The 15,180-nt window shown below is 72.7% G+C and carries 14 protein-coding genes; 7 read left to right on the top strand and 7 right to left on the bottom strand.

Annotated features, from left to right (window positions below):
• Positions 1-36: 36 nt before the first annotated feature.
• Positions 37-1,332: a cytochrome P450 gene (locus ACZ466_RS54760; RefSeq protein ID WP_378281940.1), complete on the bottom strand. Its 1,296-nt coding sequence runs from the start codon at positions 1,330-1,332 to the stop codon at positions 37-39.
• Positions 1,333-1,657: 325 nt separating this feature from the next.
• On the opposite strand from ACZ466_RS54760, the gene ACZ466_RS54755 reads away from it, so the two are divergent.
• Both ACZ466_RS54755 and ACZ466_RS54750 read left to right on the top strand, forming a co-directional pair.
• Entirely contained in the window at positions 1,658-2,419 is a 762-nt protein-coding gene (locus ACZ466_RS54755; protein ID WP_378281941.1) for a FadR/GntR family transcriptional regulator, read from the top strand.
• Between the two features lie 48 nt (positions 2,420-2,467).
• Complete coding sequence (locus ACZ466_RS54750; RefSeq protein WP_378281942.1) at positions 2,468-3,229, top strand: FadR/GntR family transcriptional regulator; 762 nt, start codon at positions 2,468-2,470, stop codon at positions 3,227-3,229.
• A gap of 13 nt (positions 3,230-3,242) precedes the next feature.
• Here ACZ466_RS54750 and ACZ466_RS54745 read toward each other — a convergent pair whose 3' ends face one another.
• Positions 3,243-4,139 carry an enoyl-CoA hydratase/isomerase family protein gene (locus tag ACZ466_RS54745; protein WP_378281943.1) on the bottom strand — a complete coding sequence of 299 codons (897 nt, stop codon included), beginning with the start codon at positions 4,137-4,139 and terminating at the stop codon, positions 3,243-3,245.
• 118 nt (positions 4,140-4,257) lie between these two features.
• Here ACZ466_RS54745 and ACZ466_RS54740 point away from each other — a divergent pair, with 118 nt between their 5' ends.
• Positions 4,258-5,178 carry an SDR family oxidoreductase gene (locus ACZ466_RS54740; protein WP_378281944.1) on the top strand — a complete coding sequence of 307 codons (921 nt, stop codon included), beginning with the start codon at positions 4,258-4,260 and terminating at the stop codon, positions 5,176-5,178.
• Between the two features lie 87 nt (positions 5,179-5,265).
• Here the strand turns inward: ACZ466_RS54740 and ACZ466_RS54735 are convergent, their stop codons facing one another.
• From ACZ466_RS54735 to ACZ466_RS54725, 3 genes are all read right to left on the bottom strand, one after another.
• On the bottom strand, positions 5,266-6,471 hold the full coding sequence (locus ACZ466_RS54735) for a thiolase family protein (RefSeq protein WP_378281945.1): 1,206 nt from the start codon (positions 6,469-6,471) through the stop codon (positions 5,266-5,268).
• Complete coding sequence (locus tag ACZ466_RS54730; RefSeq protein ID WP_378281946.1) at positions 6,461-6,874, bottom strand: Zn-ribbon domain-containing OB-fold protein; 414 nt, start codon at positions 6,872-6,874, stop codon at positions 6,461-6,463. The genes ACZ466_RS54735 and ACZ466_RS54730 overlap by 11 nt, the downstream gene beginning before the upstream one ends.
• A 291-nt stretch (positions 6,875-7,165) precedes the next feature.
• Complete coding sequence (locus tag ACZ466_RS54725; protein WP_378281947.1) at positions 7,166-8,374, bottom strand: CaiB/BaiF CoA transferase family protein; 1,209 nt, start codon at positions 8,372-8,374, stop codon at positions 7,166-7,168.
• A gap of 221 nt (positions 8,375-8,595) precedes the next feature.
• On the opposite strand from ACZ466_RS54725, the gene ACZ466_RS54720 reads away from it, so the two are divergent.
• From ACZ466_RS54720 to ACZ466_RS54705, 4 genes are all read left to right on the top strand, one after another.
• Positions 8,596-9,609 (top strand): DUF2889 domain-containing protein, encoded by a 1,014-nt coding sequence (locus ACZ466_RS54720; protein ID WP_378281948.1) that lies wholly within the window; start codon positions 8,596-8,598, stop codon positions 9,607-9,609.
• A 4-nt stretch (positions 9,610-9,613) separates the two neighbouring features.
• Entirely contained in the window at positions 9,614-10,402 is a 789-nt protein-coding gene (locus ACZ466_RS54715; protein WP_378281949.1) for a hotdog domain-containing protein, read from the top strand.
• 46 nt (positions 10,403-10,448) lie between these two features.
• Positions 10,449-11,993, top strand: a complete 1,545-nt coding sequence (locus ACZ466_RS54710) for a class I adenylate-forming enzyme family protein (protein WP_378281950.1) — start codon at positions 10,449-10,451, stop codon at positions 11,991-11,993.
• A 90-nt stretch (positions 11,994-12,083) separates the two neighbouring features.
• The gene (locus ACZ466_RS54705) at positions 12,084-13,295 is read left to right on the top strand and encodes a cytochrome P450 (RefSeq protein WP_378281951.1); all 1,212 of its coding nucleotides are present in this window, start codon (positions 12,084-12,086) and stop codon (positions 13,293-13,295) included.
• A 27-nt stretch (positions 13,296-13,322) separates the two neighbouring features.
• On the opposite strand, the gene ACZ466_RS54700 is transcribed toward ACZ466_RS54705, so the two are convergent.
• Together ACZ466_RS54700 and ACZ466_RS54695 are read right to left on the bottom strand one after the other, a co-directional pair.
• On the bottom strand, positions 13,323-14,090 hold the full coding sequence (locus tag ACZ466_RS54700) for an alpha/beta hydrolase (protein WP_378281952.1): 768 nt from the start codon (positions 14,088-14,090) through the stop codon (positions 13,323-13,325).
• 52 nt (positions 14,091-14,142) lie between these two features.
• Positions 14,143-15,168 (bottom strand): dihydrodipicolinate synthase family protein, encoded by a 1,026-nt coding sequence (locus ACZ466_RS54695; RefSeq protein ID WP_378281953.1) that lies wholly within the window; start codon positions 15,166-15,168, stop codon positions 14,143-14,145.
• Positions 15,169-15,180: the final 12 nt, after the last annotated feature.

The following is a 15,180-nucleotide window of genomic DNA, read 5'->3' as shown; positions in this document are numbered from 1 at the left end:
ACCGGATCTGTGCGGGCCTGGTGTGCGTGGGCGGGGTCATCCGAGGGAGACCGGGAGGTGGTCGATGCCGGCGATGAAGCTCGAGGTGATGCGGCGGGCGTCGCCGTCCAGGCTCAGGCGCGGGTATCGGGAGAGCAGCTCGGTGAGCATGATGGAGATCTCGAGCTTGGCCAGGCGGGAGCCGAGGCAGAAGTGCGGGCCGGTGCCGAAGGCCAGGTGCGGGTTGGGGTCGCGGGTCAGGTCCAGGGTGTGCGGGTCGGCGAAGACGTTCGGGTCGCGGTTGGCGGCGGTGTACCACAGGACGACCTTGTCGCCGGCCCTGATGTGCTGCCCGGCGAGCTCGACGTCCTCGGCCGCGGTCCGCCGGAACTGCATCACGGGGGAGACGTGGCGCACCAGCTCGTCGGTGCCGGTGGCGAGCAGTCCCGGCGTGCGGACGAGCTCGTCCCACAGGCCCTGCTGCTGGAGCGCGAGGACCGAGCCCGACAGCGAGTTGCGGGTGGTCTCGTTGCCGGCGATGACCAGCAGGATCCAGAACATGCAGAACTCGTCGTCGCTGAGGCGCTGGCCGTCGACCTCGGCGTTGGCGATGGCGGACATGATGTCGTCGGTGGGCCGGGCTCGGCGGTCGGCGGCGACCTGCTTGCCGTAGTTGATCGCCTCGCCGAAGGTCTCCGCCGCGGCGGCCGGGTCGCCGGCGAGCTCGGCGTCCTCGAAGCCGATCATCGCGTCCGACCACTGGACGATGAGGTGGCGGTCCTCCTCGGGCATCCCGAGCAGGTCCGCCAGCACCCGGGTCGGGAGCTCCTTGGAGACGGTGGTGACCAGGTCCACCGTGCCGGCCCCGGCGATGTCGTCGGCGATCTCCCGGGCGTGCCGCTGGACGGTGGTGCCCAGCGACTGGATGGCCTTCGGCGCGAAGGCCGGCGAGATGATCTTGCGGAGCCGGGAGTGCTCCGGCGGGTCCATGAAGAGCATCATCAGCCGCAGCCCGGCCAGGGTGAGCTCGTCGGCGGTGAACAGCTGGACCCCGCCGAGGTAGTTGGAGTACAGCGCCGGCTGCCGGGACAGATCGTGCACGAGCCGGTGGCCGGTCACCGCCCAGAAGCCGGGGGAGGGCGGGGCGGCGAGCCCGCTGGAGACCTCGCTCGCCCGCTGCGCGACCTGGCGCTCGTCCTGCCAGGCGACGGGCGCCCGCTCGCGCAGGACGTCGAAGGCCGCGTGCGGCGGGCCCGCGGTGTAGGTGCGGGGATCGGAGAGGTCCACCTCGCACAGGTCGGCCACTCGGGCGGCTCCCTGCGGGGCGGTCTGCGGCTGCTTTACCTCGTGCATGCGTCACGTCCGTCGGTGGGTGCGTTCGCGCGGGAACCCGGACGCGCGGGGCGCCCGCCTGCGAGGGGACGGAGACGGGTCCGCGCGCCAGGGGCGGGACGGTGGAGCCGGACGGCGCCCGCCGGCTCACGGGGTGGAAGGGGACGGGGTGGGGTCGTCGACATCGCGACCATACACATTTGCACTTGTGTCCTGTCAAGGGTGCGCGGCGCCCTGACCGCGTGCGGACCGGCGCCGACGCGGAGCCGGGCCTCTTCCAGGGCGCCGGGGCCGTCCGCCGCTCGCTAAAATCGGGACCGTCACGGGGTGCGGCGATGGAGGACGAGTGGCCGACGGCAAGGGGAACGGAGGTCCGCCTCGCGAGAAGCCCCACCGGATCGCGGACGAACTGCGGTCCCTGATCGCGGCGGGCGAGCTCGGCGAGGGCGACTCGCTGGGCCGCGAGCCCGAGCTGGTGGAGCGCTTCGGGGTGTCGCGGCCGTCGCTGCGCGAGGCGCTGCGCATCCTCGAGGCCGAGGGGCTGATCACCATCGTGCGCGGCGTGCGCGGCGGGGTCGTCGTCCACGAGCCGCACGAGCGGATCGCGGCCCGCAGCGCCGCCCTGGTGCTCCAGGCCAACGAGGTGCCGCTCGCCGACGTGTTCGAGGCCGGCGCCATGCTGGAGCCGCTGGCCGCCAAGGCGATCGCCGGGATGAGCGACCGCCGGGCCGCCGTCGACGCACTGCGCCCGATCATCGCGCGGCAGTGGGAGGCCATCGGCGACCCCGAGCGGTTCCGGCTGGCCAACGCCGCCTTCCACGAGACGCTGGTGTCGCTGGTCGGCAACCAGACCCTGGGCGTGGTCGCGGAGATGCTCACCGAGATCGTGGTCCGCGCCGTCACCGCGGTCCGCCAGGACGGGTACGCGGTCGGCTCGCTGTCGACGCGGCGGCGCAGCGTCCGCTCCCAGGAGCGCCTCCTGGTGCTGCTGGAGGAGGGCGACGGGGAGGCCGCCGAGAAGCACTGGCGGTCCCACATGCAGGCGGTGAAACGGGTGCTGCTCGGCCAGCAGGCCCCGGCGGTCGTGGATCTGGCGAACCACTACTGAACCGGCGGCAGGATATGCTCTCGACCCAGCCGACGTGGGACGGTTCAGGTGGTTGCCGACAAGCACGACAGAGGCCGTTCGCGGGGGAAGCCCCAGCAGATCGCCGACGAGATCCGCTCCATGATCGTCAGTGGCGAGCTCGGCGAGGGCGACTCGCTGGGCCGCGAGCCCGAGCTGGTGGAGCGCTTCGGGGTGTCGCGGCCGTCGCTGCGCGAGGCGCTGCGGCTGCTGGAGGCGGACGGGCTGATCACCGTCGTGCGCGGCGTCCACGGCGGGGTGATCGTGCACCGGCCCGACCAGCGGATGACGGCGCGCACGGGGTCGCTGCTGCTGCGTTCGCGCAACGTGTCGCTGGCGGACGTGTTCGAGGCCCGGACCCTGCTGGAGCCCCTGGCCGCGCGGACGATCGCGGCCCGGCGGCACCGCCGCACGGCCATCGCCGAGCTGCGCGCCCTGGTGGTCCGGGAGGAAGAGGTGATCGATGACCCGGAGCGGTTCGCGGTCGCCAACGCGCGCTTTCACGAGCGGCTGGTGTCGCTGGGCGGGAACCGGACGCTGGCGATCGTGATCGAGATGCTGAACGAGATCGTGGTGCGTTCCGTCATGGCGGTGAGCGATGCCGATGATGTCGTGGGGTCGCTGGCGACGCGGCGGCGCGGCCTGCGCTCCCAGCGGAGGCTGCTGGAACTGCTGGAGGCCGGGGACCCGGCGGCCGAGGACCACTGGCGGACCCACATGGCCGTCGTCGGGCGGGTCATGCTGGGGCAGGAGGCGGCGCGGGTCGTCGATCTGCTCGTCCGCGACGCCTGACCACCGCACGGGCTCAGGGCTCGGGGATCTCGAAGTGCTCGTCGCGGAGCTGGAAGGCCCGTTTGGTGCCGTGCTGGGCGCGCGCCTTCACGAAGTTGAACTCGTCCTCCTCGAACTGCAGGTTGGTGCCGAAGGCGTGGAAGAGGTAGCTGGCCACCTCCTCGCCCTGGTAGGCCTGCATCTGCTCCACCAGCCGGAACGCCTCCTTGGCCATGACGATGCCGTCGGCGGGCATCTTGGCCACCTTGCGCGCCCACCAGTCCGCGCGGGCCTCGACGCGGTCGTCGTCCAGCACCTCGGTGAACACGCCCAGGTGCTCGACGGCCGACGCGGGGATGACGTCGCCGGTGAGGAGGAGCCGGCGCGCGAGCACCGGCCCCAGGCGGTGGAAGAACAGGTGCAGCGACCCCAGGGCGGGCCCGAGGAAGCGGGTCGCGGGCATGCCGATCCGCGCGTCCCGCGCGACCACGGCGATGTCGGCCATGAGCGCGAGCTCGAAGCCGCCGCCGAGGGCGTAGCCGCGCACCTCCGCGACCGTGGCCTTCGGGTACCCCATGAAGTCGTGGTAGAAGCCGAAGGTCTTGCGGTCGACGGTCAGGCGCCGCCGCTGGCTGGGCCGCCGCCGCTTCTTCGCGCCGTCCTCGCCCTGGCCGTCCTTGCCCGCGCGGGCGCCGTCCCCGTACCAGGCGTAGGCGTTGCCCATGTCGGCGCCGGTGCTGAAGACCCCTTCCGCGCCGCGCAGGTGCACGACCTTGACGGCGTCGTCCAGCGCGGCCTCGTCGAGGCAGGCCGCCAGCCGCCGGCGCATCGCGGGGTCGTAGGAGTTGCGCCGCCCGGGGTTGTTCAGCGTGATCCGGGCGACTCCCGTCTCCTCGTCCCGCTCCATCAGAACCCGGTCGTCGTCGGTCACGCCGCTCGCACCTCCCGTGTCGCGCACTGTTGCGCCGGCCCCGACCCTAACCAATAATATCTAGATGTTTCTAGACTAAATATATAGCTGTATTTCTCCGTACGACGAATGGAGCGACATGAACGCCCTGACAGACCGCGTCTGCGTCATCACCGGAGCCGGTCGCGGCATCGGCCGCGAGCACGCGCTGCTGTTCGCCGCCGAGGGGGCGAAGGTGGTCGTCAACGACCTCGGCGGCGGCCCCGACGGGTCGGGCGCCGACGCCTCGCCGGCCCAGCAGGTCGTGGACGAGATCAAGGCCGCGGGCGGCGAGGCGGTCGCCAACGGCGACGACGTCTCGACCTGGGACGGCGCCGAGCGGCTCATCGCGCAGGCCGTCGACACCTACGGCGACCTGCACGTCCTGGTCAACAACGCCGGCATCCTGCGCGACCGGATGCTGGTCAACATGAGCGAGCCCGAGTGGGACGCGATCATGAAGGTGCACCTCAAGGGCCACTTCTGCCCGACCAGGATCGCCGCCGGCTACTGGCGGGAGCAGTCGAAGGCCGGCCGGACCGGGGCGCGGTCGGTCATCAACACCTCGTCCACCTCGGGGCTGTTCGGCAGCGCCGGGCAGACCAACTACGGGGCGGCCAAGAGCGGCATCGCCACGTTCTCGATCATCGCCAACGCCGAGCTCGGCCGGTACGGGGTGCGCGTCAACGCCATCGCCCCGGCGGCCGCCACCCGGCTCACGGCGACGGTCGGGGCGGGCGAGGCCGCCGCCGAGCCGGGCGAGTGGTCGATGCTCGACCCCGGCAACGTGTCGCCGTTCGTCGCCTACCTGGCCACCGAGAACTGCCCGATCAACGGCCGGGCGTTCTTCGTCATGGGCGGCGAGATCCACCTCTTCCACCCCTGGGCGATCGTCGACACCCTCAAGAAGGACGGCAAGTGGACGATCGAGGAGCTGCAGAAGGAGGCGGGCCGGCTCCACGAGTACGCGTTCGACTACGGGCACCCGCTCGGGTCGATGCTCTTCGGCGGCGGCTCCTGACGCCGCGGTGAGAAGGTAGGGCGGTCACGCCCCCGCCCGTGCCGGGCGGGGGCGTTCGCGTTCCCGGGCGTCCCGCGGACGGTCGGGTCAGCTCGCGGCGCGCTCGAGGATGTGCACGCCGCAGGCCGAACCGAGGCCGATCACGTGGGCGAGGCCGACCTTGGCGCCCTCGATCTGGCGGCCGCCCGCCTCGCCGCGCAGGTGGTGGCAGACCTCCCAGATGTTGGCGATCCCGGTCGCCGCGATCGGGTGGCCCTTCGACTGGAGCCCGCCGGAGACGTTCACCGGCGTGGACCCGTCGCGCCACGTCGCGCCGGAGTTGAAGAAGTCCGCCGCGCCGCCCTCCGGGCAGAGCATCAGGTTGTCGTAGTGGACGAGCTCCGCGGTGGCGAAGCAGTCGTGCAGCTCCACCAGGTTCAGGTCCTCCGGGCTCACCCCGGCCTGCTCGTAGGCCTGGCGGGCGGCGTTGCGCGTCAGCGTGTTCACGTCCGGGAGGACCTGGCACGCCTCCTGCCACGGGTCGGAGGTGAGGACCGAGGCCGACACCTTGACGGCCCGGCGCTGCTGCTCCTTGGACAGCGTCTTCAGCGTCGCGCCGTTCACCACGACGGCCGCGGCGGCGCCGTCGCAGTTCGCCGAGCACATGGGCCGGGTGTTGGGGTAGGAGATCATGACGTCGTTCATGATCTGCTCGAGCGTGAACCGCTTCTGGTAGGCGGCCAGCGGGTTGAGCGTGGAGTGGGCGTGGTTCTTCTCGCTGATGCGGGCGAACAGCTCGAAGCTCGTCCCCCCGTACTTGTGCCCGTACTCCTGGCCGATCTGGGCGAACACGCCGGGCATGGTGCCGGTGCCGACGCGCCCTTCGAGGGAGGCCACCGCGCCCGACCGGCCCGACGGCGTCCAGTTCCCGTCGTCCTTGGCCTTGGACGGCTGGCCCAGCAGCCCGGCGCCGGACAGCTTCTCCACGCCCACCGCGAGCCCGTAGTCCGCCTCGCCGGCCTTGATCGCCATGATGGCGGTGCGCAGCGCGGTGGCCCCGGTCGCGCAGGCGTTGGCGACGTTGAACACCGGGATGCCGGTCTGCCCGATCTGCTTCTGCAGCTGCTGGCCGATGCCGGCGCCCGCGGCCATCAGGTTGCCGGCGGCCAGCACGCCCATCTGCCGGATCGTCACGCCGGCGTCGGCCAGCGCGCCCAGGGCCGCCTCGGCCGCGAGGTCGACGGTGTCCTTGTCGGGGTGCTTGCCGAACTTGGTCATGTGGATCCCGAGGATCCAGATGTCGTCACTGGCCATCGATCGCCGTCTCCAGAGGTTCGAAACCGAAGCCGATCGCCTCGGTGCCTGCGCTGTCGGTGCCGAGGGAATGGGTCGCCAGCCGCACCTTCATTCCCAGCTTCACGTGCTCGGGGTCGGGGGTCACCTTCACCAGGTTCGCCTTCACGCTCGTGCCCTCGCAGTCGATCGTGGCGGCGACGAACGGGACCGGGACGCCCGGGGCCGCCACCGTCACGATCGTGAAGGCGCGCACCTCCCCGGCGGTGGCGACCTGCGCCTTCCGGAACCCGGTCGCGCCGCACGCGGCGCACGCGTTGCGGCGGTCGAAGAAGCGCGCGCCGCAGGCGGCGCACTCGTTCGCGACCAGGTGGGGGTTCTCGCCGAGCACCAGGTAGTCGACGAAGGGTATCTGTTGGGACATGTGGCTCCTCTCCTCAGGCATGAGCGAGGACGGGCGGGGGTGCGGGGCTGGAACGGAGCACGCGCTCGGCACCCCTCGTGAGGTCGGCCGTGAACGGCGACTCCGGTGAGACGGGGGGAATCTGCGACGACGAGCCGACGTGCATGCACACCACCATCTCAAGGTCGTTCGCGGCGGCGAGCACCGGGTCCCGGTAGCGGTCCTCGCGAACAAGCTACCGCCAAACATCTAGATGTTGAAGGTCGCCCCGGGGATTGAAGATATCTAGATGTATCTCCTGTGGTGAGGGCGTCAGGCACCGGGTCGCGCGGCGTGCGGGCCGATGACGCCGTCGCGCTCCAGCAGGTCCAGCTCCTGCTCTCCGAGGCCCAGCTCGCGCAGGACGGGGCGGGTGTGCTCGCCGAGACCGGGCACGGGATCGAGCCGCCAGTCCCAGCCCGCGGACTCGGGCGGCGGCAGCAGGGCCTGCACAGACCCCACGGGCGAGCCGACCTGCTGCCACCTGCCGCGCTCGGTCAGCTGCGGATGGTCCAGCACGTCGGTCGGGGAGTTGAGCCGGGCATGGCCGAGGCCCGCCGCCTCCGCCGCGGCCCGGCAGTGCGCCAGGGGATGCCCGGCCGCCCACTTCGCGATCAGGTCGTCCAGTTCCGCGCGGCGCCCGACCCGGTCGCTGTTGCGCGCGTACCGGGGATCCTCCGCCAGGTCGGGCCGGCCGAGCACGTCCTTCGCCAGCCGCCGCCATTCACCGTCGTTGGTGGTGCCGAGCACGAGGACCTGGCCGTCCGCCGTCCCGTAGGCGCCGTACGGCGCGACCATCGGCGAGCTGAGGCCGTTCGGCCGGAGGTCCTCGCCTCCGTAGCGGGCCTGGTTGAGCGCGAACCCCATCCATTCGGCCACGGCGTCGAAGAGCCCGACGGATATCGAGGCCCCCTCTCCGGTCCGCTCGCGTACGAACAGGGCGGCCAGGATGGACGACAGGGCGTACATCCCGGCCCCGATGTCGGCGATGGGGATGCCCGGCTTGGCCGGTGCCTCCGGGGTGCCAGTGATGGAGCAGGACCCGGCCTCGGCCTGGACCAGCAGGTCGTACGCGCGGGCCTGCGCGTAGGGTCCGCCGCGTCCGTATCCGGAGATGTCCACGACGATCAGGCGCGGGTGGCGGGCGCGCAGTTCGTCGGCGCCGAGCCCGAGGCGGGCGGAGGCCCCGGGCGCCAGGTTCTGGACGACGACGTCGGCCCCCTCCACCAGGCGGTCCAGGATGTCCCGCCCCCGGGGCTCCTTCAGGTCGAGGGCGACCGACTCCTTGTTGCGGTTCGCCCAGACGAAGTGGGCGGCCATACCGCCGACCACGGTGTCGTAGTCGCGGGCGAAGTCGCCGCGGCGGCGGTCCTCCACCTTGATGACCCGGGCGCCCAGATCCCCGAGATGGCGGGTGCAGATGGGTGCCGCGACGGCCTGTTCCACCGCCAGGACCACGATTCCCTCAAGGGGCCGAACCATCGTTGCCACACCTGCTTCCATGCGTTTCCGGTGTTGTGCGAGCAATGGTCGCGCAACCGGGTGGCCGGGCCGGCGCGGGGGATGGCCGAGCCGGGTTCGCGCTCGGTCCCTCCGGGGGCTGAGGGGAGGCCCCGCCGTCCGGCCGTCCGCTGGATGCCTATAATATCTATATATTTTGGTAATAAATGGATAGCTTTTCGCTGGGGGAGTTGATCGCACCCATGCCACCCGACACCGATCCGGCACCGCCGGCGGCGCGCTTCCCCGCCGTGTTCGACCCGCCGCGCAGGCCGGGTTCGGTGCGCCGCACGACGACGCACGACCTGCTCAGGCCGGAGGGCGTGCCCGGCCCGGTCGCCGTCGACGCGCGCGGTCGCGACCTGCGCACCGGCGCGGACGGGGAGGGCACGGTGCTCGACGCCGCCCGGATCGGCGTCCTCGTCGAGATGCCGGGCCGGGAGATCCGCGAGATCCACGCCGACCCGCCCCACCCGGGACTCCAGGGCCTCGCCGGGACGCGGATCGCCGCCGGGTACCGCCGGGCCGTGGCCGCGGCGGTGCCGGACGCCGTGGGCTCCGGCCGGGTGCGCCACCAGTTGCTCGACGACCTGGCCGGCGCGATGGTCATCAGCGGTTACGCGAACAAGGGCGCCGGCATCGCTCCGCCGCGGCTGTCCGCCCCCGCGGAGCGGGCGGACCTGTGCGCGGGCTGGGCCACCGGCGGCACGCTGCTGACCTCCCTGACGAGCGGGCGGCCGCGGCCCGTGCGGTTCGGGCCGCCCGTCCCGGCGGACGGCACGGGCGACCGGCTGGGCTGGCACGAGTTCGATGCCCTCCCGGTCCACGGGATGCGCCGGCGGCGGCGCGTCGACGTGTGGACGGAGAACGGCGTCGGCGTGGTGGACTGCGCCTTCCGCGACAGCTACGTCGGCGTCGGCGGCGCCGAGACCGTCGTGCACGAGTACGCGGTCCGGGCGAGGGTGGACCCGGCGACGCTCGAGGTCCTGTCCAGCGAGGCCGAGCCCGGCACGCTGCCCGCCTCCGAGTGCCCGGCCGCGGCGGCCAGCGCCGCCCGGCTGGCCGGTACGCCGCTCACCGGCGTCCGCCGCCACGTGTCCCGGGAGTTCACCGGGACGAGCACCTGCACGCATCTGAACGACATCCTGCGCTCGCTCGAGGACGTGGGGGCCCTGCTCGCCGCGGCGGACCCCGACCCGGCACGGAGGACGACCTGACGCCATGACCGACCTCGGCACGCGCGGCCCGGCCGCCGACGGCACCCGCTCCGACTCCTTCCTCACCGTGCTCGACATGCGGATGCTGCCCCCGGACGGCGAGACCGCCCGCGCCACCGCGCACCTCGGCCCGGCCACCTGGGCCAAGGGCACCGAGCGGCCGCGCCTCGGCGCGCTCGTCGCCATGGCCGACATCGTCGCCGGGCTGCGCCCGACCGGCCCGGTGGTCCCGACCGTCGACCTGAACCTCCAGCTCCTGCGGCCGGCTCCCGCGCGCGGCCGGGTCGACCTGGAGTGCCGCCCGCTGAAGGCCGGGCGCCGGCTGTTCGTCGGCGAGGTCCTGATGCGGCACGAGGGGACGCTGCTCGCACGGTCGGTCGCCACGTTCATCAACCGGTCGTACGGGGGCACCGGATCGCCGCCGCGCGGACCGGCCCGGCGGGAGGCGTCGTTCGACGACTGGTTCCTGCCGTCCTACCCCGACGAGCGGACCGTGCTGGTCGAGCGGACCGAGGAGATCTCCAACGGCCCGGGCGCGACCGTCCAGGGCGGCGCGCAGGCGACCGTCGCGGAACTGGCGGCCGAGTGGGTGCTCTCGCCGCTGGGCCCGCACGCCGCCGTCGATCTCGACATCCGCTACCTCGGCCGGGTGGCGGCCGGGCCGCTGGCGGCGACCGCCGACGTGCTCGCCGTGCGCGGCGACCGGGCGTTCGTGAGCGTCATGCTCACCGACGCCGGCGCCGGGGACGCCGTGGTCGCCCACGCGAGCGTCGTGTGCCGCCCGGAAGCCTGACCGGAAACCTCTAGATATTTTCGGTGACTCGTCTACACTCCGACGGGTGACCGAGTTCAGCGGCGGTCCCGGCTCGGTGAGCCTGTGGGGCCTGGTGGAGGCGGCGGCGCGCGCCCGCCCGGACGACATCGTGCTGGCCGACGACCACGGGCGGTCGCTCACGACGGCCGCGTTCCGGGACGCGGCCGAGCGCGCCGCCGCCGGGCTGCTGGACCTGGGCGTCCGGCCGGGCGACGCCCTCTCGTGGCAGCTGCCCACGATCCTCGAGGCCCCCGTCCTGATGGCCGCCTGCGCCCGGCTGGGCGTCACGCAGAACCCGCTCATCCCGGTGCTGCGCGAGCGGGAGGTCGGGTTCATCGTCGACCAGGTCGGCCCGAGGCTCCTGGTGGTGCCGGAGACCTGGCGGGGCTTCGCGCACGGCGAGATGGCCCGTGCGCTCGGTCCTCAGGCCCTCGTCCTGGACCTGGAGGGGACGCCGGGGCCGGGCATCCGGCTGCCCGCCGGGGACCCCGGCGCCCTGCCGCCCGCGACGGCGGCCGGCGAGCCGCGGTGCCGCTGGATCTACTACACCTCCGGGACGACCGCCGACGCCAAGGGCGCCCGGCACACCGACGCGTCGGTGCTCCAGGCGGCGCGCAACGTGATCGAGCGGCACCACAAGGGTCCCGCCGACGTCAGCCCGGCCGCGTGGCCGTTCGCGCACATCGGCGGCGTCTCCACGCTTGGCTCGGTGCTGATCGCGGGCGGGCGGATGGTGATGTTCGAGTCCTTCGACCCGGCGACCACGCCCGAGCGGATGGCCGCCCACCGGCCCACCATCCTGGGATCGGCGACGCCGTTCTTCCATGCCTACATCGCCGCGCAGCGCCGCCACGGCGGTCCTGGGCCGCTCTTTCCCGACGTGCGCGTCTGCATCTCCGGCGGCGCCGCGGTCCCCGAGCCGGTCAACCGGGAGGTCGCCGAGGTGCTCGGCGTGCCCGGGGTCATCGGCGCCTGGGGGCTCACCGAGTTCCCCGTCGCCTCCAGCGAGACGCCCGACGACCCCCGCCTCGGGTCGACCGTCGGCCGCCCCACCGAGGGCGTGCGCGTCCGGATCGTCGACGGGGAACTGCGGCTCAAGGGCCCGCAGTGCTTCCTCGGTTACGTCGACGCCTCGCTCGACGCCGAGGCGTTCGACGAGGACGGCTGGTTCCGGACCGGCGACCTGGGCGAGGTGCACGGCGACGGCCGGATCAGCATCACCGGCCGGCTCAAGGACGTCATCATCCGCAACGCCGAGAACATCTCCGCGCTCGACGTGGAGAACGCGCTGCTGACCCACCCGGACGTCGCCGACGCCGCGGTGGTCGGCGTGCCGGACGCCCGGACGGGCGAGCGGGTCTGCGCCGTGGTGGTGGCCCGGCCGGGCGGGCCCGAGGTGACCCTCGCCGGCCTGTCCCGGCACTGCCTCGCCGAGGGCCTCGCGCGCTTCAAGACCCCCGAGCGGCTCGTCGTCGTCGACCGGCTCCCCCGCAACCCCATGGGCAAGATCCTCAAGAACGAGCTGCGCGCCGCCGCTCTGGAAAGCGCGGCAAAGCCGGAAAAACCTTGAAATACTAAGGTTTGCCCGTCGTTGAATATATCTAGATGTATCCAGTAGCTTTGGCGGGTGCACCCGAACGATCTGGAAGACGGACGGGCGATGTCCGCCCAGGAAGCGGCGATGGCGCTGGTCGACCCCTCCGCCTACGCCGACGGCCGCTTCGAGCGCGCCTGTGCGGTGCTGCGCCGCCACACCCCGGTACGCAGGATGGAGCCGCCGGGGTTCGAGCCGTTCTACGCGCTCACCAAACACGAGGACGTCCACGCCGTCGAGCGGCAGAGCGAGCTGTTCGCCGCCGCCCCCCGGCACAGGCTCGTGCGGGCCGACGCCGACCCCGAGCCGGTGCGCACGCTCGTGAGCATGGACCCGCCCGACCACACGGCGTTCCGCGCGCTGGTGGCGGACTGGTTCCGCCCCCGCCGGCTGCGGGCCTTCGAGGAGCAGGTGCGCGGCCTGGCGAAGGCGGCGGTCGACGCGATGGCCGAGCGCTCCGGGCCGTACGACTTCGTCCCCGAGATCTCGATGCAGTACCCGCTGACGGTCATCTGCTCGATGCTCGGCGTCCCCGAGTCCGATCGCGGGATGATCCTGCAGCTGACGCAGCGCAGCTTCGGCTCCGAGGACCCCGAGTACCAGGCGCTCACCGCGGTCGACGACCCGAACGAAGCGCTCATGGAGTTCGTCAACTACTTCTCCAAGCTCGTCGAGGACCGCCTGGCGCATCCCACCGACGACATCGCCTCGCTGCTCGCGCACGGCGAGGTGAACGGCGAGCGCCTCGAGCTCTTCGACCTCCTGGGCTACTTCGGCATCCTGGCGACGGCGGGGCACGACACGACCTCCTCCACCATCGCCGGCGGCCTGCACGCGCTGATCGAGCACCCCGGCCAGCTCGACCGGCTGCGCGCCGACCCCTCGCTGGTGCCGCTCGCGGTCGAGGAGATGATCCGGTGGACGACCCCGGTGAAGTCCTTCATGCGCACCGCCACCGCCGACACCGAGATCCGCGGCGAGCCGATACCCGAGGGCGAGGCGGTGCTGCTCCTGTACCCGAGCGCCAACCGCGACGAGGACGTCTTCAACGAGCCCGACCGCTTCGACATCGGCCGCGACCACAACCCGCACCTGGCCTTCGGGCAGGGCGCGCACTACTGCCTGGGAGCCCACCTGGCCAGGATGGAGGCGCGGGCGTTCTTCGAGGAACTGCTGCCCCGGCTGCGCCACATCGAGCCGGCCGGCGACGCGGAGCTGATCAAGACGCTGTTCGTCGGCGGGCTCAAGCACCTCCCGATTCGCGCCGAGGTGGCCTGAGACGCGGAGCCGGGCCTTCCGGGGCGCTCAGCCGAAGTAGGCCCTGACCGCGTGCCGGAACCACTCCAGCCGGAGGCCGGCCGCCCGCCCTTCCAGGTCCGGATCGGCGTCCCGGCCGCCGTCCGGCAGGACCTCGAACCGCACCGGCACGCCGGCCGATCTCAGCTCTCCGGCGTAGCGGCGCGTCTCGTCCAGGCCGGGATCGAGGCGACCGGAATAGGTGAGCGTCGGCGGGAGACCGCGGAAGCCGCCGCTCCCGGCCGCCGGGGGCAGGAGCGCGGCGTCCTCGGCCGGGGGAGGGACCAGGCGCAGCCGCGGCGCCCTCCGCCCGTCGTCCGCTCGCGATGTCCGAACCGCCGGGGCGGGCTCCGGGCGCAGCGGCATCTGGAAGGCGACGCCGACCTCGCCCCTCTCACGCGCGTGGACGGTCAGCGCCGCGGTGAGGGCCCCGGCGCGGCCGGTCCCGCCGACCGCGATCTGATCCGTCCTGGCCCCGAACCAGCGCGCGTTGTCCCTGAGCCACAGCAGGGCGCGATGGCCGTCGCGGAGGGCCGTCGCGCACGTCCCGGAGCCGCCGGCGCGGCAGTCGGGCACCACGACCACGCAGTCGCCGGCACCGATCAGCTGCCGGACGATCGCGCCGTCCCGCTCCGGGAGCCGCGCGGCGGAGCGGACGCCGGGCAGCCACAGGACGCCGGGCACGTCGTCCCTGGGGCGCTCCGGAAGGTGGATGAGCAGCCGCTGGTACGAGCCGTCCCCGCGGGGCAGCAGTTCTTCCAAGACCTGCACGTCCATGGGTTCTCCGGTGCGACCACGTGCCGATGCGAGAGGTGCCGCCGGGCCGCGCTCACGCCGTCGCGGGCTCCACGGCGGCGAGCCCTGCCCGCTCGTAGGCCTGCCTGATCTGTGCCTTGGCCTCCTCGGGAAGGATCGCCTGGGGCGGGCGGGAGTGGGGATGGTCGCCCATGGGGAGGCCCATCACCGACGCGGCGTACCGGAAGGCCTCTCCCCAGTGGGTGAAGTAGTCGGGGCGGCCCGGGTAGGAGACGAACCACGATCCCAGCTCGTCCGAAAGCTGGTCGAGCAGGGATTCCCGCGCGTGCCGGATGGCGTCGGCGAGTTTCCCTTCCCAGATGAGCGTCCAGAACTCGGTGTACCGCCGGTCGTCCGGCGTTTCGAAGAGGTAGCCGGTGGTGCCCAGTTGCGCGGGGCCCACGATGCCCGCCTGCAGCCAGCCGGCGCGGTAGACGATCAGGTCGCATTCCCAGACCACCAGCTCCGGCGCCAGCGTGTGGATCGCCTTGCTGCGCCAGGGCTCGCACACGCCTTCCTTGATGGCGCAGACCGCGGGTATTTCCTCGGCGACGCGCGCGATCTCCTCCGGAGTGAGCGCGTATCCGGATGACGGGGAGTTGAACATCCCCAAGGCGATGTCGGTCCTGTCGGCGATGTACTGGAAGAACCGCAGGGTGCCTTCGCCGCCGTGCAGTTCCATGGGCGGCGTCTGCAGATAGCAGATGTCGGCTCCGGCCCGCTGCGCGTGGAGGGTGAGTTCGAGGGCGTCCTTGGGCGAGGTCGCCTGCGTGCAGACCTGGACCACCGTGTCCGTGCCGAGCTCGCGCACCTCGGCGATCGCCGTCTCGACGAGCTTCTTCCGTTCGTCCATCGTGAGCGACCACCATTCGCCCACACCGCTGCCGAGCCACAGCATCGCGTGCCGCAGGTCCGCCGCGCAGTGGCGGACGAGGCGGCGGTAGGCGTCGTAGTCGATGTCGTCGCCGTCGGGCCCGCTGAACGGCGTGTACAGCGAGTCGCCGATTCCGTGCAGCCCTCCGCCCCGTGCCCAGTCCCGTGCTTCACGAGCAGCCGGCATGCGCTACCTCCG

The sequence above is a fragment of the Actinomadura rugatobispora genome, from assembly GCF_055379765.1.
Note: the sequence above shows the minus strand (reverse complement) of the source record. Positions and strands in the feature narration are given on the sequence as shown.